The sequence below is a fragment of the Citrobacter sp. Cpa228 genome, from assembly GCF_030333085.1.
Lineage (GTDB): Bacteria > Pseudomonadota > Gammaproteobacteria > Enterobacterales > Enterobacteriaceae > Citrobacter > Citrobacter pasteurii.
Map to the genome: position 1 here is coordinate 122,261 of NZ_JAOWGQ010000051.1, position 22,232 is coordinate 144,492.

The following is a 22,232-nucleotide window of genomic DNA, read 5'->3' on the forward strand; positions in this document are numbered from 1 at the left end:
GATTAACGTACCTTCAGCGTTGCCAGGCCAATCAGCACCAGCATCAGCGAAATAATCCAGAAGCGCACAATCACGCGCGGTTCCGGCCAGCCCTTCAATTCATAGTGATGGTGAATCGGCGCCATACGGAAGATGCGCTGTCCGCGCAGCTTAAAGGAGCCAACCTGCAGAATGACCGACAGCGTTTCCACCACGAAGACACCGCCCATAATCACCAGCAGGAACTCCTGACGCAGCAGTACGGCAATAATGCCCAGCGCGCCACCCAGCGCCAGTGAACCGACGTCACCCATAAAGACCTGCGCCGGATAGGTGTTAAACCACAGGAAACCTAATCCCGCGCCGACAATCGCCGTACAGACGATCACCAGTTCGCCTGCATGGCGTAAATAAGGAATGTGCAGATAGTTAGCAAAGTTCATATTACCGGTCGCCCATGCCACCAGCGCAAAACCGGCGGCCACAAACACGGTCGGCATAATGGCCAGGCCATCCAGGCCGTCGGTAAGGTTTACCGCATTCCCGGTACCGACAATGACGAAGTACGCCAGCAGGATGTAGAACAGCCCCAGTTGCGGCATGACATCTTTAAAGAACGGCACCACCAGTTCAGTTGCCGGGGTGTCTTTTCCTGCCAGATACAGCGCAAACGCGACCCCTAATGCAATGATCGACATCCAGAAATATTTCCAGCGCGCTATCAGGCCTTTGGTGTCTTTACGCACCACTTTGCGGTAGTCATCGACAAAACCGATAATGCCGTAGCCAATCAGCACCACCAGCACGCACCACACGTACGGGTTGGATGGGTAGGCCCACAGCAGCACGGAGATAACAATCGCGGTGAGGATCATGATGCCGCCCATGGTCGGCGTACCACGTTTACTAAAGTGTGATTCTGGGCCGTCGTTACGCACGACCTGACCAAATGACATTTTTTGCAAGCGGGCAATCATACGCGGGCCCATCCACAAAGAGATGAACAGCGCGGTCAGCAGGCTGACGATGGCGCGAAACGTCAGATAGGAAAAGACGTTAAAGCCGGAATAATATTTGACCAAATGTTCGGCCAGCCAAACTAACATGTCCCATTCTCCTGTAATGCGCGTACTACCTCTTCCATGGCGGCACTACGTGAACCCTTCACTAAAATCGTCATGATCTGATGTTCTGCAATCAGCGCTTTAAGATGTGCGGTCAGCGCGGTTTTATCCGCAAAATGCTCACCAACGCCGCTGGCATGGCTAATTGCCTGACTCAGTTTCCCTGTACTCAGCACACAGTCGATACCCGCCGCCTTCGCGGCGATACCCACCTGCACGTGACATGCTTCGCTTTCCGCGCCAAGCTCTGCCATATCGCCAACCACCAACACGCGGTAGCCGGGCATTTCGGACAGCACCTGTACCGCTGCGGTCATTGATCCGACGTTAGCGTTATAGGAGTCGTCCAGCAGCAACTGGTTTTCTGCCAGTTGAATCGGGAACAGACGCCCCGGGACCGCTTGCAAATCCTTCAGACCCGCTTTCACTGCTTCGTGCGTCGCGCCTACCGCCATCGCGAGTGCAGCCGCCGCCAGGGCGTTAGCAATGTTATGGCGACCCGGCAGCGGTAGCAGAACATCAATGCTTCCGGTTGGCGTTTGCAACGAAAACTCCGTGCCGTGTGAGGTCACATGTACGTTGGCCGCCGAAAAGTCGCTGTTAGCCGCATTCGGCGAAAAACGCCAGACTTTGCGATCGCCAATAATGCTCTGCCAGTTCAGCCAGTCGTTGTTGTCGGCATTCATAATGGCGATACCGTTCGCTGACAGGCCGGTAAAAATCTCACCTTTTGCCTTCGCCACGCCCGCCAGAGAGCCGAAGCCTTCCAGATGCGCAGCGGCCAGGTTGTTCACCAGCGCCGCTTCCGGACGCGTCAACCCAACGGTCCAGGCGATTTCACCCTGGTGATTGGCGCCAAGTTCAATAACGGCATAGTCGTAATCGTTGTTTAAGCGCAGCAGCGTCATCGGTACGCCGATGTCGTTATTCAGGTTGCCCGCGGTATATAACGTGTTGCCACACTTGCTCAGAATGGAGGCCGTCATCTCTTTAACGGACGTTTTACCGGAAGAGCCGGTAAGCGCCACCACACGAGCCGGAACCTGAGCGCGAACCCACGCCGCCAGTTCACCAAACGCCAGACGCGTATCGTTAACAATCAGCTGCGGCAGGTCGGTGTCCAAAGGACGGCTGACCAACAGCGCACCCGCCCCGCTCTCTTGCGCCTTGTCGGCAAAATCATGGGCATCAAAGCGTTCGCCTTTCAACGCCACAAACAGGCAGCCTGGCGTCACTTTACGCGTATCGGTTGTCACCGCATCAAGGGTCAGATCGACCCCTTTCAGTTCGCCACGGAGGATTTCCGCCAGTTGGCTGAGCGTTACGCTAATCATGCGATAACTCCCAGCAGACGTGCTGCCGTCACGCGGTCGGAGTAGTCGAGACGGTGTGCGCCGACAATCTGGTAGTCTTCATGACCTTTGCCAGCGACCAGCACCACGTCATTTTCTTTCGCTTGCATGATGGCGCTAGTGACCGCTTCAGCACGGCCTTCCATTACTTTTGCCTGCCCGGCATCCAGCATACCCGCCAGAATGTCATTGATAATGGCGCGAGGCTCTTCGGTGCGTGGGTTGTCATCCGTAACCACAACGACATCGGCAAACTGCTCGGCAATAGCCCCCATCAACGGACGTTTGCCTTTGTCGCGATCGCCGCCGCAGCCAAAGACGCACCACAGCTTGCCAGTGCAATGCAGACGGGCCGCCTGGAGCGCTTTTTCAAGTGCATCCGGCGTATGGGCGTAATCAACCACCACGGTGGTTTTGCCCGGCGCGCTGAACACTTCCATGCGCCCGCAGACTGGCTGCAGTCGTGCCGCCGTTTTCAGTAAATCGGCTAACGGATACCTCAACGCCAGCAGAGTGGCCAGCGCCAGCAGCAAATTGCTGACGTTAAACGCACCCATCAGGCGGCTTTCAATTTCACCTTCTCCCCAGGTAGAGGCAAAGCGAATCGTTGCGCCGCTATCGTGATAGTTCACCTCAACGGCTTTCAGCCAACGACCGTGGCAGTTGGGATTGATATGGTCTTCCATCGAGACAGCTACCGCATCCGGCAGCTTCGCCAGCCAGCGGCGACCCACTTCGTCATCCGCATTGACGATAGCCTGCCCACAGTGGTGCGTGGAATACAGCAACCACTTCGCGGCTTCGTAGTGTTCCATATCGCCGTGATAATCGAGATGGTCACGGCTTAAGTTGGTAAATACTGAGGCCGCAAATTTCAGCGCCGCCACGCGGTGCTGAACCAAACCATGCGATGAAACTTCCATCGCGCCAAAGGTCGCGCCCTGTTCAACCAGACCCGCCAGCACATGCTGAACGTCAACGGCTGACCCAGTGGTATTTTCCGTAGGGATCACTTTACCCAGCAGGCCATTACCTACCGTGCCCATTACCGCACTGGTTTCGCCAAGCAGTTGGCTCCACTGTGCCAGCAGTTGGGTAGTGGTGGTTTTACCGTTCGTTCCGGTCACACCGACCAGACGCATATTTTCAGATGGCTCGTGGTAAAAGCGGCCTGCCAGTGCAGATAAACGCTCGTTAAGCTGGCTGAGATAGATGACCGGAACGCCGTGCATTTCACGGACTTCGCCGTCTGCGGCCTCATCTTTTGCCTCTGCAATAATGGCAGCCACACCTTGCGCTATCGCCTGCGGGATATATCGACGCCCGTCCGCCTGATGACCCACTACTGCTATAAAGAGATCGCCCGATGCAGCCACACGGCTGTCGAGTGTCATCTCTCGCAGTGCTCGCTCCGGTGCACCCGGCACCCATGGAGCAAGAAGGTCGCGCAAATTACGATCTGCCACCTGTTGCCTCGCCTTGATTATTCACAAATTCATTTTTATCGCCCGTTGTCAGCGCATCCGGCTCGATGTTCATGGTGCGCAAAACGCCGCCCATGATGGCACCAAAGACCGGCGCGGAAACGGCGCCACCGTAATATTTACCCGCCTGCGGATCGTTGATAACAACAACCAGCGCGAAGCGCGGCTGACTCGCAGGCGCAACGCCTGCGGTATAAGCAATGTATTTATTGATGTAGCGGCCGTCCGGCCCTACTTTTTTCGCCGTACCGGTTTTAATCGCGATGCGATAGCCTTTAATCGCCGCCTTCACGCCGCCGCCGCCCGGCAGCGCCACGCTTTCCATCATGTGCACCACGGTGCGTACGGTCGCCTCCGGGAAGATACGTTCGCCCGGAACAGGAGGATCAACTTTGGTAATCGACAGCGGGCGATAAACGCCATAACTGCCGATCGTTGCGTAGACTCGCGCTAATTGTAACGGCGTTACCATTAGCCCGTAGCCGAAAGAGAAGGTGGCCCTCTCTATGTCAGACCACCGTTGTTTTTGAGGATATAAGCCACTGCGTTCTCCGACCAACCCCAAATTGGTCGCTTTTCCCAGCCCAAAACGTGAGTAAGTATCTACTAACGCTGAGGACGGCATCGCTAACGCCAGCTTGGAAACACCGACGTTACTCGACTTCTGCAAAACCCCGGTAAGGGTCAATTCGCTATAACGCGCCACGTCTTTAATTTCGTGGCCATTAATTCGGTAAGGAATGGTGTTAAGCACGGTATTTTCACGTACCACGCCACGCTGCAGCGCGGTCATCACCACCATCGGTTTGACGGTAGAACCCGGCTCAAACACGTCGGTAATGGTACGGTTACGCATCGCATCTTTCGGCGTACCGGTGAGATTGTTCGGGTTGTAAGACGGGCTGTTCGCCATTGCCAGCACTTCACCGGTGTTCACATCCACCAGCACCGCACTGCCTGACTCCGCCTTGTTGAACGCCACGGCGTTATTCAGTTCACGGTAGACCAGCGCCTGTAAACGCTCATCGATACTCAGCGCGAGGTTGTGCGCCGCCTGGCTATCGGTAGAGGAGATATCTTCAATGACGCGACCATAGCGGTCTTTACGCACAATACGTTCACCCGGCTGTCCGGTGAGCCATTTGTCGAAGCTCTTCTCAACGCCTTCAATCCCCTGGCTGTCGACGTTGGTAAAACCAATGAGGTGAGCAGTCACTTCTCCGGAAGGATAGTAACGGCGGGACTCTTCACGCAGGTGAATCCCTGGCAGCTTCAGTTTTTTGATGTAGTCTGCCATATCAGGGTTTACCTGACGCGCCAGATAGATAAAGCGCCCTTTCGGATTGGCGTTAATGCGGGAAGCCAGTTGATCAAGCGGGAGGTTCAGCGCCGTCGACAGCGCTCTCCAGCGCTCGCCAACGCTCACGCCGCCTGCGTCATGCACCTCTTTTGGGTCGGCCCAAATCGCCTTCACCGGAACGCTCACCGCCAGTGGACGACCAGAGCGGTCGGTAATCATCCCGCGCGAGGTGGACACTTCCTGGACACGCAGAGAGCGCATGTCGCCCTGACGTACCAGCATGTCCGGCGCGATGATTTGCAGCCAGGCAACGCGCCCCAGCAGAAAACCCAGTGCCAGCAAAATACAGCCGCACAGTAACGCAAAACGCCAACTGATAAAGTTGGCTTGTTCTTCCTGGCGTTTTGGTTTGTGCGTTTTTGCCGCTGCTTTCATGCGTCGCGTTTATCCTTATTTTTGTACTACGATGTTTTCTTGTGAGGGATCAACATGCTGCATTTGCAGCTTTTCCGTTGCGATCCGTTCAACACGGCTATGGTCGCCGAGCGCGTTCTCCTCAAGGATCAAGTTGCGCCATTCGATATCCAGCGCATCTCGCTCCAGAACCAGCTGCTCACGCTGCGCGGTCAGTAACCGCGTATGGTGTGCGGTTGTCACGACGGTAACCGCCGTCAAAATAATGCAAATGAACAGGCAGAGTGGCAGCTTCCCAAACCGCAAAAGATCGTCACCGATCACACCAGGCAAAGCATGGCGCTCGTTGCTTCCTATCGATCCCTTAACTTTGCTGAGGGCTTCTGTCACTCTGCTGATCATGCGTTCGTCCTCTCTGCAATACGCAGAACTGAACTACGGGCACGAGGATTTTCAGCAACCTCTTCTTCGCCCGGCATTAACTTGCCTAGTGCTCTCAACTCACGACCGCCCAGTTTTTTGATCTGCGCTTCGGTCATCGGTATTCCAGCCGGAACCTGAGGACCACGGCTTTGTTCGCGCATAAAGCGTTTCACAATGCGATCTTCAAGCGAATGGAAACTGATTATCGAAAGGCGACCACCTGGTGCCAGCACGCTGAGCGAGCTTTTTAGCGCCTGCTCTATCTCCTCCAGTTCACTGTTCACCCAAATGCGCACCGCCTGGAAGGTACGGGTCGCGGGATGTTTGAATTTGTCTTTCACCGGCATTGCCGCCGCAATCACTTCCGCAAGCTCTTTGGTGCGGGTCATCGGTTCGATACGATTGCGCTCTACAATGGCGCGTGCAATGCGTTTGCCGAAGCGCTCTTCGCCAAAGGTTTTAATCACCCAGGCAATGTCTGCTTCATCGGCAGTTTGCAGCCATTCGGCCGCCGACTGACCGCGTGTTGGGTCCATACGCATATCTAACGGACCGTCACGCATAAATGAGAATCCGCGCTCAGCGTCATCAAGCTGCGGAGAAGATACCCCAAGATCGAGAAGAATCCCGTCGATCTTACCGGTCAGTCCGCGCTCGGCGACATAGTCAGCCAGCGCAGAAAAAGGTCCATGGACGATGGAAAAACGGGGATCGGTAATCGTCTGTGCTACGGCAATAGCCTGCGGATCGCGATCGATAGCCAGTAAACGTCCTTCTTCGCCAAGCTGCGAGAGGATCAGACGTGAATGACCGCCGCGACCAAATGTCCCGTCAATGTAGATGCCGTCTGGACGAATATTCAGGCCGTTTACGGCTTCATCCAGCAACACCGTTGTATGTTTATAGTTTTCCATCATTTTATAGAGACAAATCCTGCAATCGTTCCGACAGCGCGCCGGTAACAGACTGTTCAGCGTCGATATCTTCCTTGACCTGTTGATACCAGGTCGTTTCATCCCACAGTTCAAACTTATTGAACTGCCCAACCAGCATCACTTCTTTCGTTAACCCTGCGTGTTGCCGCAGAATGGGCGCTATCAATAAGCGACCAGCGCTATCCATCTGACATTCGCTGGCATGACCCAACAACAGGCGCTGTACGCGACGCTCAACTGGATTCATGCTCGACAGACGCGATAACTTCTGTTCGATAATTTCCCATTCAGGCAGGGGGTACAGCAGCAGGCACGGGTGATGGATGTCAATGGTACAAACCATCTGACCGGTAGCGCTCTCGAGCAGTTGATCCCGATAACGGGTAGGCACGGATAAGCGCCCTTTACTGTCGAGATTAACTAACGTTGCTCCCCGGAACATGCCAGTCTCACCCCCGATTACCACTTTATCCCACAAATTCCCACTTAAAGGAGTTTACGGAGCGGAGGAAAACCTTGTCAAGCAAGTCACGGCGCTTAGCGGAGCAAAAAACCCATTGTTTACGGCTAATATCTGCGTTGAGCAAATTCCATACAGCAAACGAAGCAAATTAACGTCATGAATATTTGTAAGAAAAAAATCCAACAACTCATCATTGTTTAAAACAACTGAATATCATCAGAAGAAAATATAAAGTGTCAGTTTGCGACGCGAGCGGCATTTTAGGACAATATGCGGCGAGATAACAGTACCAGTTCATCGGTCTGTACGACCCGTACGGCCAAGGAAGGAGAGGGATTGCCGCAATTCGGCGGCAAAGTGTTTGTTAATTCGGCAAATCCACACAAGCATGTAACAAAATAATACAAACGTAACGCGTCGTTACGTATCAATAACCCAAAAAAGGATAGTTGCATTTTTAAATTAGGATAATTAAAGAATGAAATTCAGATAATTCTAAAGAATATTCTTAAATATAATAAGGTTATTTCTGACAGTAAGATATTTGATGGCATCGAAGCATTCTCTCCAATGCCATCAATAGCAACCACTTAGTTACGGCTAAGGATGCCGCGACGGTACAGATTACGCCGAATGCGCGTTAATCCTGGTTTTGGTTTACGCGGTTCATCAAGGCTTGCAAGGACGATCTCCAGCACACGTTCAGCCACATCACGATGACGCTGCGCCACCGCCAGTACCGGGCACTGCAGGAAGTCGAGCAGTTCGTGGTCGCCAAACGTCGCAATCGCTAAATCAGACGGTAACTGACCATCGCGACGCAGAGTCACATCCATCACCCCCTGCAGCAGGGCAAACGACGTGGTAAACAGTGCCTGAGGCATCGGATGTGTTTCCAGCCATTTATCAAACAGCTGCGCTGCTGCCTCCCGCTCATAGCTGTTGGCATACAGGAAGTGCACGTCACGCGGATCGTCTTTCCACGCGGTACGGAAACCCTGTTCGCGCAGGAAACTGACGGATAATTCAGGGAGAGCCCCCAGATAGAGCACGGTTTCAGCCGGGAATTTACGCAGTTCCTCCGCCAACATTTCCGCATCATCCTGGTCTGCGCCGACAACACTGGTGAAGTGTTCGCGATCCAGCGCGCGATCCAGCGCCACAATCGGGAATGAGCTGTTCGCCCAACGCTGATAGAACGGATGTTCAGGCGGCAAGGAGGTCGACACGATAATGGCGTCAACCTGGCGTTGTAAAAGATGCTCAATACAGCGCATTTCGTTATCCGGCTGATCTTCAGAGCAGGCAATCAGCAGTTGATACCCACGCTGACGCGCCTGACGTTCCAGGTAGTTTGCAATGCGGGTATAACTCGTATTCTCCAGGTCCGGGATCACCAACCCGATAGAACGTGTGCGTCCAGCACGGAGCCCGGCCGCCACGGCATTCGGGTGGTAATTATGCTCACGCACCACCGCCATGACTTTTTCAACCGTTTTGTCGCTTACGCGATATTGCTTTGCTTTACCGTTAATAACGTAGCTTGCAGTCGTTCGCGAAACGCCGGCCAACCGAGCGATTTCATCCAGTTTCACAATTGCCCCTTGCGTAAAATGTACAAACCATAACCTTTGAGATGGCATGGGTTAAATTTATTAACATCTAAGCGCAGAATAATGACTCCGGCAACCGCTTTTGTCTCTGGTTACCGCTGATTTCGCAAAAAAAAGCCCAACCAGTGTCGTTGGGCTTGCGAATTCAGAAGCCGATCATGATTAGCGCATGATTTTATCGCCGCGGGAAAGCCCCACCACGCCGGAACGGGCAACTTCCACAATTTTAGCGACTTCACGCAGTGTGGCCAGGAAGGCGTCCAGTTTGTCACTGGTTCCCGCCAACTGCACAGTGTAGATAGACGGCGTGACATCGATGATCTGCCCACGGAAAATTTCCGTGTTACGTTTCACCTCCTCCCGGCCATAGCCACTGGCCTGGATCTTCACCAGCATGATCTCTCGTTCAACGTGGGCGCCCTGCCCCAGTTCGCTGACGCGCAGAACGTCCACCAGTTTGTGAAGCTGCTTTTCAATTTGCTCCAGGACCTTTTCATCGCCCACGGTTTGAATCGTCATCCGCGACAAGGTCGGGTCGTCTGTCGGCGCGACGGTCAGGCTTTCAATGTTGTAACCACGCTGGGCGAAGAGGCCAATCACACGCGATAATGCACCCGACTCGTTTTCCAGCAATACTGATAATATCCGGCGCATAATCAGGTCCTCTCCGTTTTGCTTAACCACATCTCATCCATACCGCCCCCTCGAATTTGCATCGGGTAGACATGCTCACTGCCATCGACGGTGACATCAACAAACACCAGCCGGTGGTTGCGCACATGTTCCAGTGCTTCCCCCAGCTTGCTTTCCAGCTCATCCGGATGATTTATCTGGATACCAATATGCCCATAAGCCTCAGCAAGGCGCACGAAATCGGGCAGCGACTGCATATAAGACTGCGAATGACGCCCGGAATAGATCATGTCCTGCCACTGTTTCACCATGCCGAGATAGCGGTTGTTAAGGTTGAGTACCAGCACCGGCAGCTCATATTGCAGCGCCGTCGACAGCTCCTGGATGTTCATCTGAATACTGCCATCCCCGGTGACGCAGACTACTGTTTCATTCGGCAGTGCCATCTTCACCCCTAACGCTGCGGGTAAACCGAATCCCATGGTGCCGAGGCCACCTGAGTTGATCCAGCGACGCGGTTTATCAAACGGGTAGTACAGTGCAGCAAACATCTGATGTTGGCCCACATCTGAAGTGACATACGCATTGCCTTTCGTCAGATGCCAGATAGTTTCAATGACGGCCTGCGGTTTAATGCTCTCACTCTGGGTGTCATACTTCAGGCACTGCCGGGCGCGCCAGTGCTCAATCTGTTGCCACCAGTCACGGTTATCATCCAGCGGCTGCTGTGATTTTTCATGCGGCAGCAGCTCCAGCATCTGCTCAAGCACCAGGAGAGCATCACCCACGATTGGAATATCCGCAGTAACGGTTTTTGAAATAGAGGTGGGATCGATATCGATATGTAACACGGTCGCATTCGGGCAATATTTTGCCAGATTATTGGTCGTGCGATCGTCGAAGCGCACGCCGACCGCAAATATCACATCCGAATGATGCATAGTCATATTCGCTTCATAGGTACCGTGCATACCCAACATGCCCAGCGCCTGGCGATGCGTTGCCGGGAACGCACCTAAGCCCATCAGCGAGGAGACAACCGGTAGATTTAGTGCTTCAGCAATCTGCCTCAGTTGTTCGTGGCAGGCAGCATTCACCGCCCCGCCCCCCACGTACACAACCGGTTTTTTCGCTGCTACCAGCGTCTGCAGCGCACGTTTTATCTGTCCTTTGTGCCCGGTCGTCGTCGGATTATACGAACGCATGCTCACCGACTCTGGCCAGCTATAAGGCAGTTTCTTCGCCGGATTCAGAATATCTTTCGGCAAATCCACTACCACCGGTCCCGGACGACCGCTTGCCGCCAGCCAGAAGGCTTTTTTCAGCACCTGCGGGATGTCTTCCGTTTGTTTAACCAAAAAGCTGTGTTTCACCACCGGACGAGAAATCCCCACCATATCGCACTCCTGAAAGGCATCGTAGCCAATCAGAGAGGTAGCCACCTGCCCGGAGAGTATCACCAGAGGGATGGAGTCCATGTACGCCGTTGCGATACCGGTGATCGCATTGGTTGCTCCCGGCCCTGAGGTGACCAACACAACGCCCACTTCCCCCGTCGCGCGTGCCAGACCATCGGCCATATGGACCGCTGCCTGCTCATGGCGGACCAGCACATGATCAATACCTCCGACCGTATGCAAAGCATCATAAATATCGAGGACTGCGCCCCCGGGATACCCGAATACCTGCTTCACACCCTGATCGATGAGCGATCGGACGACCATCTCGGCTCCAGACAACATCTCCATGGCTTGCCTCCACTCTTATAATGAATAACGGTTTAACAACACATTAACCGCTGACGATAAGGCATGGCAATTGACACCGAAGTGGTGGTGTAACAGCGGATAAGAATAAAACGGAGGAAAGAATCGAATAAACGGAGAATTAAACCAGCATAAGCAAATGAAATGACAAATAATCTCTTAAAAATGAGTACTTACAGCGATTACTCTATTTTTTCACCCTCCCAGGCAAAAACCAAAAGCAGATTTCAGCATAAAATTTCAAATAAAAATAAAAAAGCAGAATAAACCAGACGCATCATCGGATTTACTCTGCCATAGGTCACTGCTTACAGATGGAGACTAACAGCTCTTCCATCCATTGATGTCCTTTATCCCGACCTGCTGCTTCATGCCAGGAAAGATAACAAGTCCGGCTATTCAGTTTTAACGGTAGCGGTAATATTTGCAGTTCTAAAGCCTCGGAGAACTCTTCAGCTAACCAGCGTGGCGCAATAGAAACCAAATGAGTTTGAGATACAATATTCAGTACACTGATTAATGCCATTCCCTGATAAGCAACGCAGGCTTGTTTATCCTGAGTGTCATACCAGGGTTGGCTGAATGACGCAAAGCGATCGAGAGAAACTACCGCATGCTGTTCATTATAGACATCACTCTCGAGTAATGGACCGCTAATGCGCGGGTGTTTTTTACTTGCGACTAACACCATCTCATCATTGAATAACGGAATGCTGGTGAATTCAGGACGGCGGAATTCTTCATAGCTAATAACAAATTCTGTTTCCTGATACCGTAATTGATGTTCTGTATTTTGGTTGAGCGATGATTTAAATACAACATGAATATTAGGTGCAACTTGCTCAACGCGATTGTAAATCAATGACGTGAGGATATTATCCAATGGGCTACAGACGCAGAGATTAAATACACGTGAGCTGCTGGCGGGTTCAAAACCGGACCCTGGCAGTTCATTCTGCACCAATTGCAGCGCCTGACGAATAGAGCCAAATAGCTGAAAAGCCCGTGCAGTGGGCTGGATGCCTCGGCCATAGCGCACAAAGAGCTCATCATTAAACATAACTTTCAGACGCGCGACTGCGTTGCTGACTGCAGGCTGCGACATACCCAGAGAATGCGCTGCGCGAGTAATATTCTGTTCTTGCATCACCGCATCAAAAACGGTTAATAAATTAAGGTCAACCATGCGCAGCTGCGGTTTCCCCATCTCTAAAAGATTAGATTTATCTATTATTTTTGCTTCTGGCATATTTAACTCCACTGTCACTCAAAACTCCCTTTTCCCAGACGGAGCTCAGAAATAACCTCCGTTAATATGATTTACCATGCATATAAAATAAGAAAAAGGGAAAGCATTAAAATTAGGAAAACATAAAGACCCATGCCTGAATGAACAAAAACCAATGCGAGCGCAGTGTGGCAGAGGTCACTGCACGATGATTCATACGTTTAAATGTCGAAAACAATATAACCATAATCATGACAAATACACAATCATGCGCGAAGTGAATGTATATTTAAGATTTAATTAAATGTTTATATCATTAACACCGCGATGCTTAACATTTATTTATCAATCATTTTTCCCACGGCACCTCAAACCCATTCAAAATTAATATAAAAACCAATAAATCATAAAGATAGAAAATTCATCCACAAGTTATCTCTTCAATATGCCGTTACAATGGCTGAAAACAAATATGCTCAAATATGTCAAATCGTGAAAAGTATGTAATCCACACGCTGATTTATTTTATACAACCATAAAAATTCAGCACAATTCGCTCAAAGTTCAGGAGATTTTTTCCGCCGAGTGGAGGCATTTATGGGGGATGGGGTTGACATCAATCTTCATATCCAGTACCACTAAAAGCATATCGCATTCGCCTGGAGCTTGATTGATGACTTACATTGCTCGTTTTAACGGTCTACTACTACTAAACGCATTGTCATTGCGCGGTAGACTGGTGGACGACATTCAGCAATAAGTCAGCTCCAGTTAAGACAAAAACCCGCGCCATTGCGCGGGTTTTTTTATGCTCGAAGCAAGGCGCCCTAAACACCAAGGACCTAAACCATGAGCCAGCAAGTCATTATTTTCGATACCACCTTACGCGACGGTGAACAGGCGTTACAGGCAAGCCTGAGTGTGAAAGAAAAACTGCAGATAGCTCTGGCTCTCGAGCGTATGGGCGTTGACGTGATGGAAGTGGGTTTTCCTGTTTCTTCACCGGGTGACTTTGAGTCCGTACAAACCATCGCTCGTCAGGTTAAGAACAGCCGCGTGTGTGCCTTAGCCCGCTGCGTAGAAAAAGATATCGACGTTGCCGCAGAATCGCTGAAGGTCGCTGAGGCTTTCCGTATTCATACGTTTATCGCCACCTCGCCGATGCATATCGCGACGAAATTACGCAGCACGCTGGATGAAGTGATCGAACGCGCAATCTACATGGTTAAGCGTGCGCGTAATTATACGGATGACGTGGAGTTCTCATGTGAAGATGCGGGGCGTACTCCTATCGCCGATCTGGCCCGCGTGGTAGAAGCCGCTATTAACGCCGGTGCCAAAACCATCAATATCCCGGATACCGTCGGTTACACCATGCCATTTGAGTTTGGTGGAATCATTTCTGGCCTGTATGAGCGCGTACCGAATATCGATAAAGCCATCATCTCCGTGCACACCCATGATGATTTAGGTTTAGGCGTTGGCAACGCGCTGGCGGCCGTTCACGCCGGTGCTCGCCAGGTGGAAGGCGCAATGAACGGTATCGGCGAACGCGCCGGTAACTGCTCACTGGAAGAAGTGATCATGGCGATCAAAGTACGCAAAGATATTTTGAACGTACAGACCCGCATTAATCACCAGGAAATCTGGCGTACCAGTCAATTAGTCAGCCAAATCTGCAACATGCCTATCCCGGCCAACAAAGCGATTGTTGGTAGCGGTGCGTTTGCCCACTCTTCCGGTATCCATCAGGACGGTGTGCTGAAAAATCGTGAAAACTACGAAATCATGACGCCTGAATCCATCGGCCTGAACCAGGTACAGTTGAACCTGACCTCCCGTTCCGGACGCGCTGCGGTAAAACACCGTATGGACGAGATGGGATATAAAGAAAATGAATACAACCTGGACAACCTGTACGACGCGTTCCTGAAGCTGGCGGATAAAAAAGGTCAGGTATTTGATTACGACCTGGAAGCGCTGGCCTTTATTAACAAACAGCAGGAAGAGCCAGAGCACTTCCGTCTGGACTACTTCAGCGTGCAGTCTGGTTCTAATGATATTGCCACCGCCTCCGTCAAGCTGGCCTGTGGCGAAAAAGTCAAAGCCGAAGCGGCTAACGGTAATGGCCCGGTCGATGCCATTTATCAGGCCATCAACCGTGTCACCGAATACAACATCGAACTGGTCAAATATAGCCTGACCGCCAAAGGCCACGGTAAAGATGCGCTGGGTCAGGTGGATATCGTCGCCAACTATAACGGTCGCCGCTTCCACGGCGTCGGTCTGGCAACGGATATCGTCGAGTCTTCCGCCAAAGCGATGGTCCATGTGCTGAACAACATCTGGCGCGCTGAAGAAGTCGAAAAAGAATTGCAACGCAAAGCTCAGAACAACGAGAACAACAAGGAAACCGTGTGATGTCGAAGAATTATCATATTGCTGTTTTGCCGGGTGACGGTATTGGCCCGGAAGTGATGGCGCAAGCATTGAAAGTACTGGACGCAATTCGCAACCGTTTTGGCATGCGCATTACCACCAGCCACTATGACGTGGGCGGAGCCGCTATCGATAACCACGGTCAGCCGCTGCCACCGGCGACGGTTGAAGGCTGTGAGCAAGCCGACGCCATTCTGTTTGGATCCGTTGGCGGCCCAAAATGGGAACATCTGCCGCCTAACCAGCAACCTGAACGCGGTGCGCTGTTGCCATTGCGTAAGCACTTCAAATTATTCAGTAACCTGCGTCCGGCTAAGCTGTATCAGGGACTGGAAGCCTTCTGTCCTCTGCGCGCAGATATTGCCGCCAACGGTTTCGACATCCTGTGCGTTCGCGAACTGACCGGCGGGATCTACTTCGGTCAGCCAAAAGGCCGCGAAGGCAGCGGACAACATGAAAAAGCGTTTGATACCGAGGTTTATCATCGCTTCGAGATTGAACGCATTGCGCGTATCGCGTTTGAATCCGCTCGCCAGCGTCGCCGTAAAGTCACGTCGATTGATAAAGCCAACGTACTGCAAACGTCCATCTTGTGGCGTGAAATCGTCAATGAAATCGCCAACGAGTACCCGGACGTTGAACTGACGCATATGTATATCGACAACGCGACAATGCAATTAATCAAAGACCCGTCTCAGTTCGACGTACTGCTGTGTTCCAACCTGTTTGGTGACATTCTGTCTGATGAGTGCGCCATGATCACGGGCTCAATGGGTATGTTGCCGTCTGCCAGCCTGAATGAGCAGGGTTTTGGCCTGTACGAGCCAGCTGGCGGTTCTGCACCCGATATCGCAGGGAAGAATATTGCCAACCCTATCGCCCAGATCCTGTCGCTGGCGCTGCTGCTGCGCTACAGCCTGGATGCCAATGATGCGGCAACCGCCATTGAGAGCGCCATCAACCGCGCATTAGAAGAAGGTATTCGCACCGGTGATTTAGCCCGTGGCGCTGCCGCAGTCAGTACCGATGAAATGGGCGATATCATTGCTCGCTACGTCGCAGAAGGGGTGTAATCATGGCCAGGACGTTATACGAAAAATTGTTTAATGCGCACGTCGTCTTTGAGGCGCAAAACGAAACCCCGCTGTTGTATATCGACAGACATCTGGTGCATGAAGTGACCTCTCCGCAGGCGTTTGATGGGCTGCGCGCGCATGGCCGCCAGGTTCGCCAGCCGGGTAAAACTTTTGCCACGATGGACCACAACGTTTCGACGCAAACGAAAGACATTAATGCCTCGGGCGAAATGGCGCGTATTCAGATGCAGGAATTGATCAAAAACTGCAATGAATTTGGCGTCGAACTGTACGACCTGAACCACCCGTATCAGGGTATCGTCCACGTGATGGGGCCTGAGCAAGGCGTAACCTTACCGGGCATGACCATCGTCTGCGGCGACTCCCACACCGCTACCCACGGCGCGTTCGGCGCGTTGGCCTTTGGTATTGGCACCTCTGAAGTTGAACACGTGCTGGCAACGCAGACCCTGAAACAAGGGCGCGCCAAAACCATGAAGATTGAAGTCAATGGTATAGCCGCTCCGGGCATTACCGCCAAAGATATCGTGCTGGCCGTTATCGGTAAAACTGGTAGCGCAGGCGGCACCGGGCATGTGGTTGAGTTTTGCGGCGAAGCCATTCGCGCACTGAGCATGGAAGGCCGTATGACGTTGTGCAATATGGCCATTGAAATGGGTGCCAAGGCGGGCCTGGTCGCTCCGGATGAAACCACCTTTAACTATGTGCAGGGCCGTTTGCACGCACCGAAAGGCGATGATTTTGCCCGCGCGGTAGAGTACTGGAAAACGCTGAAAACCGACGATGGCGCAACGTTTGATACCGTCGTTACCCTGCAGGCAGAAGAGATTGCACCGCAGGTAACATGGGGAACGAATCCGGGTCAGGTCATCTCGGTGAACGATAATATCCCCGACCCGGCATCATTTGCCGATCCGGTAGAACGCGCTTCAGCAGAAAAAGCGCTGGCGTACATGGGGCTGAAACCGGGTATTCCGTTAACAGAAGTCGCTATCGATAAAGTGTTCATCGGTTCCTGCACCAACTCGCGTATTGAAGATTTACGCGCCGCGGCAGAAATCGCCAAAGGGCGCAAAGTCGCGCCGGGCGTACAGGCGCTGGTGGTGCCGGGTTCTGGTCCGGTGAAAGCGCAGGCGGAAGCGGAAGGTCTGGACAAGATCTTCATCGAAGCTGGGTTTGAATGGCGTTTACCGGGTTGTTCGATGTGTCTGGCGATGAACAATGACCGCCTGAACCCGGGCGAGCGCTGTGCCTCCACCAGCAACCGCAACTTTGAAGGCCGTCAGGGCCGCGGTGGGCGTACGCATTTAGTCAGCCCGGCCATGGCCGCCGCTGCCGCCGTCACCGGTCATTTTTCCGACATTCGCAGCATCAAATAAGGAAACTACCATGGCAGAGAAATTTACCCAGCATACCGGCCTGGTTGTCCCACTGGATGCCGCCAACGTTGATACCGACGCAATTATTCCCAAACAGTTTTTGCAGAAGGTTACGCGTACCGGTTTTGGCGCTCATCTGTTCAACGACTGGCGTTTTCTGGACGAAAAAGGTCAACAGCCTAATCCTGAGTTCGTGCTGAACTTCCCGGAATATAAAGGTGCGTCAATTCTGCTCGCGCGGGAAAACTTTGGCTGCGGCTCTTCTCGCGAACATGCGCCGTGGGCGCTGACCGATTACGGCTTTAAAGTGGTGATCGCCCCAAGCTTCGCCGACATCTTCTACGGTAACAGCTTCAATAACCAACTGCTGCCGGTCACCCTGAGCGATGCGCAGGTGGATGAACTGTTTGCGCAGGTGAAAGCCAATCCGGGGATTAAATTTGAAGTGGATCTGGAAGCGCAGGTGGTGAAAGCGGGCGATAAGTCTTACAGCTTTAAAATCGACGACTTCCGCCGTCACTGCATGCTGAATGGTCTCGACAGCATCGGGCTGACGCTACAGCATGAAGCGGCTATTACCGAGTACGAAGACAAGCAGCCGGCGTTTATGCGCTAGTCCTTGTTATGCCGGATGCACTACGCTTATCCGGCCTACAAACGCACTCCAGTTGTAGGCCGGATAAGGCGTTTACGCCGCCATCCGGCGTAGCCAGGACGAGCGCTGCAACGCCGGGAAATTCCCGGTACGTATTACACGTCCTTCACCCGCCCGGTCATCATCAGCGTGACCACTGAAATCGCCGCAATCACCCAATAAACGGCAAAATGTCCGTAACTTTGCGCAACAGCGCCCTGAATCACCCCCGCCAGAATGACGCCGGTCGAAATACTGTTGGTGAATAATGTGGTTGCTGAACCCGCGCGTCCCGGCATCAGATCCTGAAACCACAGCATCCCTATCCCAGCGACAATACCGATGAATACGGCGTTAAACAGCTGCAAAATAAGCAACGCCGTATGGCTGTGAAAGAAAATAAGACCAAGGTAAAACAGCACTCCGGCCGCCACGGCGGTAATCATCATTCGTCGTTTACCAAAGTGCTTCACGTAGTAGCCCGCCAGAATCATCGCCGGAATTTCCAGCCCGGCAGCCGTCCCCATCAGGATCCCTGCCAGCTTGTCCGGCAAACCCAGTTCAAGGCTTATCCACAGCGGCATATCGATGATGTACATGGTGTTGCAGGTCCACATCAGCGTGGAGGCAATAAACAACATACGCACATTTTTGTCCTGCCAGCCCCCCGTTTGTTCCAGCAGCACGTCAACGGGCTGCTCCACCCGAGCGACAGACGGCAGTATCAGCGCAATCAGCACCAGGCTAATGGCAAAAATCCCTGCGGCAATGGAAAACATCGCCGTGAAGCCGTAATTCAGCGCCAGCATGAAGGCCAGCGGCGGTCCGATCACCCAGGCCAGCGAAAGCTGCGCACGCATCACCGAACTAAACATCACCACTTCACGCGCGGAGTTATCCGCATATTCCCGCGCCAGCGCAAACAACTGCGGCATCGCGGTATTCGCCAGCGAGGCCAGCAGCACGCCGCAGGTGATCAACGTGAGATAATGGCGATTAAAGGCAAACAGCAGCGCGTTGCCAATCGCCATCAGGCAGCAAAACATGATCAGCTTGCGCCGATCGCCCTGGCTGTCGGAACGTTTCGCAAGGCCAAGGCTGACGACAATCCCGGCAATCGCATTAACGGTGTAAAACAGCCCGACCCAAAATGGCTGCGCCCCGACTTCACGGCTCAGGAACAGGCTCAGCGTGGGTGCCTGCAACGCCCCTGCCACGCCCATCATAAAAGCGACCAGCATAAATGCCGCGTAAACACCGTTGAGGCGCCGTCCCATGGTCATTATCCAGAGCATATCTTTCCTTTTAAGCGCAGCTGAAACGAAAAAAGCCAGCAGATAATACCTGCTGGCGCGGCGAATTTAGGCTGTATCCTGCCATTATACCTGGCATCGACGCTGAGTAAAAAACGCATTATCAAGGCGGAGGGCGCAGGGTATAGAAATCTATCCCCAAGCCTGACAACGCAGAGAATGCGTTTTTTACACGCGTCCCGGAGGGCTGGGGCCATTTTTTCACATTGCTGCGTTGCTCACACCTTATTTGGTTCACCAAATTTCACTGTTCGCGCCTTGCCATGTGAAAAAATAGCCACCAGCGATGCTCAGGGATAATGGCAGGATACAGCCTGTACCAATACTCAGTCACACATGATGTCTGCAATGCGTAATTCAGAGGTCAGGCTGTCACCTCCCACTGCATCAGTTCTTCGAGCATCTTTAAGCGCTGCGGTGCGCTCAGGCAAGCCAACCAGGACGATTTCTCTGTCGCGGTAAAGTACTTCATATAGAACTGACGCATAGATGACCCCTTCGTTGTCTCATCGCTTCATCGGAATCTATTATTGGCTTAATATAGGGATAATAAAATTGCTGAGTTTTTCGCAGGAGTTCCCCTTTTATGTCTTCTGGTCGTTTGCAACAACAGTTCATCCGTCTGTGGCAATGCTGTGACGGCAAAACGCAAGACACCACGCTGAACGAGCTGGCGGAGCTGCTCAACTGCTCGCGCCGCCATATGCGAACCCTGCTTAATACCATGCAGGAGCGCGGTTGGTTAACGTGGGAAGCCGAGGTTGGGCGCGGTAAACGCTCACGCCTGACATTCCTCTACACCGGGCTGGCGCTCCAGCAGCAGCGGGCAGAAGACCTGCTGGAACAGGATCGCATCGATCAACTGGTGCAACTGGTCGGTGACAAAACGGCCGTACGGCAGATGCTGGTTTCCCACCTCGGCCGCAGTTTTCGCCAGGGGCGGCACATCATGCGCGTTCTCTATTATCGTCCCATGCACAACCTGCTGCCCGGTACGGCATTACGCCGTTCCGAAACCCATATCGCACGGCAAATCTTCAGCGCCTTAATTCGTGTAAATGAGGAAAATGGGGAACTGGAAGCGGACATTGCCCATCACTGGCAGCAGATATCACCTTTACACTGGCGATTCTTCCTGCGCCCGGGGATCCATTTCCACCATGGACGCGAGCTGGAAATGGAGGATGTCATCGCCTCACTGAGGCGCATTAACACGCTGCCGCTGTACTCACACATTACACAAATCGTCTCTCCCACTGCCTGGACGCTGGATATCCACCTTGCCCAGCCTGACCGCTGGCTACCCTGGCTGTTAGGGCAAGTCCCGGCGATGATCCTGCCGCGAGAATGGGAAACGCTGAATAACTTCTCCAGCCACCCGATTGGCACGGGCCCGTATGCGGTGATGCGAAACACCAATAACCAACTGAAAATTCATGCATTTGATGATTACTTTGGTTACCGAGCGCTAATCGACGAAGTGAACGTTTGGGTGTTACCTGACATCGGCGAAGAGCCTGGCGGTGGATTAACGATCAAAGGGCCGACGGAAGATGAAAAAGCAATCGAAAGCCGTCTGGAGGAAGGTTGCTATTACATGCTGTTTGATTCCCGCTCCCACCGTGGCGCGAACCAGGAAGTACGCGAATGGGTCAGCCGCATTCTCTCACCGACAAATTTAATCTGCCACGCCGACGAACAGTACCAGCGGCTGTGGTTCCCGGCCTACGGCTTACTGCCTCGCTGGCATCACGCCAGACCAGGTCATGGTGAAAAACCAGCCGGGCTGGAAACGCTGACTCTCACTTATTATCGCGATCACATCGAACATCGGATTATCGCGCAGATCATGAAAACATTGCTGGCGCAGCATCAGGTGCAACTGAATATTCAGGAGATCGACTACGATCAATGGCATGCGGGAGAAATCGTCAGCGATATCTGGCTCAACAGCGCTAACTTTACCCTACCGCTGGACTTCTCGCTGTTCGCCCATTTGTGCGAGGTTCCGCTGCTGCAAAACTGTATTTCGCAGGGCTGGGAAAACGATGCCGCCCGCTGGCGAACCGGTGAAATGAGCCTGGCGGCATGGTGCCAACAGTTGCTCACCACAAAGGCCATTGTGCCGTTAATCCACCACTGGTTGATTATTCAGGGGCAGCGCAGTATGCGCGGGTTGCGCATGAATACCCTCGGCTGGTTTGATTTTAAATCGGCGTGGTTTGCACCACCGGATCCGTAGAGCCTTGCTCTTGATTGCTGCCCGGCAACAAAATCATTACACTAACGCCGTTCTCAACGGGGTGCCAGAAAACAAATATACGCTAAATCATTCATGATGCATCAAGGCGGCAAGCGAGTGAATCCTCAGGAGCATAGATAACTATGTGACTGGGGTGAACGAACGCAGGCAACGCAGAGGCAGCTTGAAGGATGACGCGTATGGGCTGAGAGATACCCGTCGAACCTGATCCGGATAATGCCGGCGAAGGGATTTGAGCCTGCTCCTCAAGTCCTTTGCCACCTAACTCGTCATACTTCAAGCTGCAGATGCGTTGGCTTTCCTCGCTCACCCCAGTCACGTACTACCAGTACGCTCCCGGGGATGCGCTGCGTCGCCGCCTTCCTGCAACTCGAATTATTTAGAGTTTTACTT

19 protein-coding genes are annotated in these 22,232 nt (G+C 52.8%); 6 read left to right on the plus strand and 13 right to left on the minus strand.

Annotated features, from left to right (window positions below; all coding sequences use genetic code 11):
• Positions 1-2 precede the first annotated feature (2 nt).
• From mraY to leuO, 11 genes are all read right to left on the minus strand, one after another.
• Positions 3-1,085 (minus strand): phospho-N-acetylmuramoyl-pentapeptide-transferase, encoded by a 1,083-nt coding sequence (gene mraY / locus OGX91_RS14325; RefSeq protein WP_199947480.1) that lies wholly within the window; start codon positions 1,083-1,085, stop codon positions 3-5.
• The gene (murF, locus tag OGX91_RS14330; RefSeq protein ID WP_005124608.1) at positions 1,079-2,437 is read right to left on the minus strand and encodes a UDP-N-acetylmuramoyl-tripeptide--D-alanyl-D-alanine ligase; all 1,359 of its coding nucleotides are present in this window, start codon (positions 2,435-2,437) and stop codon (positions 1,079-1,081) included. Before murF ends, mraY begins: the two co-directional genes overlap by 7 nt.
• Positions 2,434-3,921, minus strand: a complete 1,488-nt coding sequence (gene murE / locus OGX91_RS14335; RefSeq protein ID WP_199947479.1) for a UDP-N-acetylmuramoyl-L-alanyl-D-glutamate--2,6-diaminopimelate ligase — start codon at positions 3,919-3,921, stop codon at positions 2,434-2,436. Before murE ends, murF begins: the two co-directional genes overlap by 4 nt.
• Positions 3,908-5,674, minus strand: coding sequence for a peptidoglycan glycosyltransferase FtsI (gene ftsI, locus OGX91_RS14340; protein WP_003018783.1), 1,767 nt, complete (start codon positions 5,672-5,674; stop codon positions 3,908-3,910). Before ftsI ends, murE begins: the two co-directional genes overlap by 14 nt.
• Positions 5,675-5,689: 15 nt before the next feature.
• Positions 5,690-6,055 (minus strand): cell division protein FtsL, encoded by a 366-nt coding sequence (ftsL, locus tag OGX91_RS14345; RefSeq protein ID WP_000625651.1) that lies wholly within the window; start codon positions 6,053-6,055, stop codon positions 5,690-5,692.
• Positions 6,052-6,993 carry a 16S rRNA (cytosine(1402)-N(4))-methyltransferase RsmH gene (gene rsmH / locus OGX91_RS14350; RefSeq protein ID WP_005124563.1) on the minus strand — a complete coding sequence of 314 codons (942 nt, stop codon included), beginning with the start codon at positions 6,991-6,993 and terminating at the stop codon, positions 6,052-6,054. The genes ftsL and rsmH overlap by 4 nt, the downstream gene beginning before the upstream one ends.
• Position 6,994: 1 nt before the next feature.
• Positions 6,995-7,453, minus strand: a complete 459-nt coding sequence (gene mraZ, locus OGX91_RS14355; protein ID WP_005124560.1) for a division/cell wall cluster transcriptional repressor MraZ — start codon at positions 7,451-7,453, stop codon at positions 6,995-6,997.
• A gap of 611 nt (positions 7,454-8,064) precedes the next feature.
• Positions 8,065-9,069 (minus strand): catabolite repressor/activator, encoded by a 1,005-nt coding sequence (gene cra, locus OGX91_RS14360; RefSeq protein ID WP_005124558.1) that lies wholly within the window; start codon positions 9,067-9,069, stop codon positions 8,065-8,067.
• A gap of 180 nt (positions 9,070-9,249) precedes the next feature.
• Positions 9,250-9,741: an acetolactate synthase small subunit gene (gene ilvN, locus OGX91_RS14365; protein WP_003829566.1), complete on the minus strand. Its 492-nt coding sequence runs from the start codon at positions 9,739-9,741 to the stop codon at positions 9,250-9,252.
• 2 nt (positions 9,742-9,743) lie between these two features.
• On the minus strand, positions 9,744-11,468 hold the full coding sequence (gene ilvI, locus OGX91_RS14370; RefSeq protein WP_199947478.1) for an acetolactate synthase 3 large subunit: 1,725 nt from the start codon (positions 11,466-11,468) through the stop codon (positions 9,744-9,746).
• A gap of 319 nt (positions 11,469-11,787) precedes the next feature.
• Positions 11,788-12,735, minus strand: a complete 948-nt coding sequence (gene leuO, locus OGX91_RS14375) for a transcriptional regulator LeuO (RefSeq protein WP_005124547.1) — start codon at positions 12,733-12,735, stop codon at positions 11,788-11,790.
• Positions 12,736-13,387: 652 nt separating this feature from the next.
• On the opposite strand from leuO, the gene leuL reads away from it, so the two are divergent.
• From leuL to leuD, 5 genes are all read left to right on the plus strand, one after another.
• Complete coding sequence (gene leuL / locus OGX91_RS14380) at positions 13,388-13,474, plus strand: leu operon leader peptide (RefSeq protein WP_137378391.1); 87 nt, start codon at positions 13,388-13,390, stop codon at positions 13,472-13,474.
• An 89-nt stretch (positions 13,475-13,563) separates the two neighbouring features.
• Positions 13,564-15,135, plus strand: a complete 1,572-nt coding sequence (gene leuA / locus OGX91_RS14385; protein ID WP_005124546.1) for a 2-isopropylmalate synthase — start codon at positions 13,564-13,566, stop codon at positions 15,133-15,135.
• Positions 15,135-16,226, plus strand: coding sequence for a 3-isopropylmalate dehydrogenase (leuB, locus tag OGX91_RS14390; RefSeq protein WP_005124544.1), 1,092 nt, complete (start codon positions 15,135-15,137; stop codon positions 16,224-16,226). Before leuA ends, leuB begins: the two co-directional genes overlap by 1 nt.
• Before the next feature lie 2 nt (positions 16,227-16,228).
• A complete protein-coding gene (gene leuC, locus OGX91_RS14395; protein ID WP_199947477.1) occupies positions 16,229-17,629 on the plus strand; it encodes a 3-isopropylmalate dehydratase large subunit in 1,401 nt (466 codons plus the stop codon).
• 10 nt (positions 17,630-17,639) lie between these two features.
• The gene (leuD, locus tag OGX91_RS14400) at positions 17,640-18,245 is read left to right on the plus strand and encodes a 3-isopropylmalate dehydratase small subunit (RefSeq protein ID WP_005124542.1); all 606 of its coding nucleotides are present in this window, start codon (positions 17,640-17,642) and stop codon (positions 18,243-18,245) included.
• Positions 18,246-18,379: 134 nt separating this feature from the next.
• On the opposite strand, the gene OGX91_RS14405 is transcribed toward leuD, so the two are convergent.
• Both OGX91_RS14405 and sgrT read right to left on the minus strand, forming a co-directional pair.
• The gene (locus OGX91_RS14405; protein ID WP_040230147.1) at positions 18,380-19,558 is read right to left on the minus strand and encodes a sugar efflux transporter; all 1,179 of its coding nucleotides are present in this window, start codon (positions 19,556-19,558) and stop codon (positions 18,380-18,382) included.
• Positions 19,559-19,940: 382 nt separating this feature from the next.
• Entirely contained in the window at positions 19,941-20,063 is a 123-nt protein-coding gene (gene sgrT / locus OGX91_RS14410; protein WP_005124538.1) for a glucose uptake inhibitor SgrT, read from the minus strand.
• 99 nt (positions 20,064-20,162) lie between these two features.
• Between sgrT and sgrR the strand changes: the two genes are divergently transcribed.
• Entirely contained in the window at positions 20,163-21,818 is a 1,656-nt protein-coding gene (sgrR, locus tag OGX91_RS14415; protein WP_199947475.1) for an HTH-type transcriptional regulator SgrR, read from the plus strand.
• The last annotated feature ends 414 nt before the right edge of the window (positions 21,819-22,232 follow it).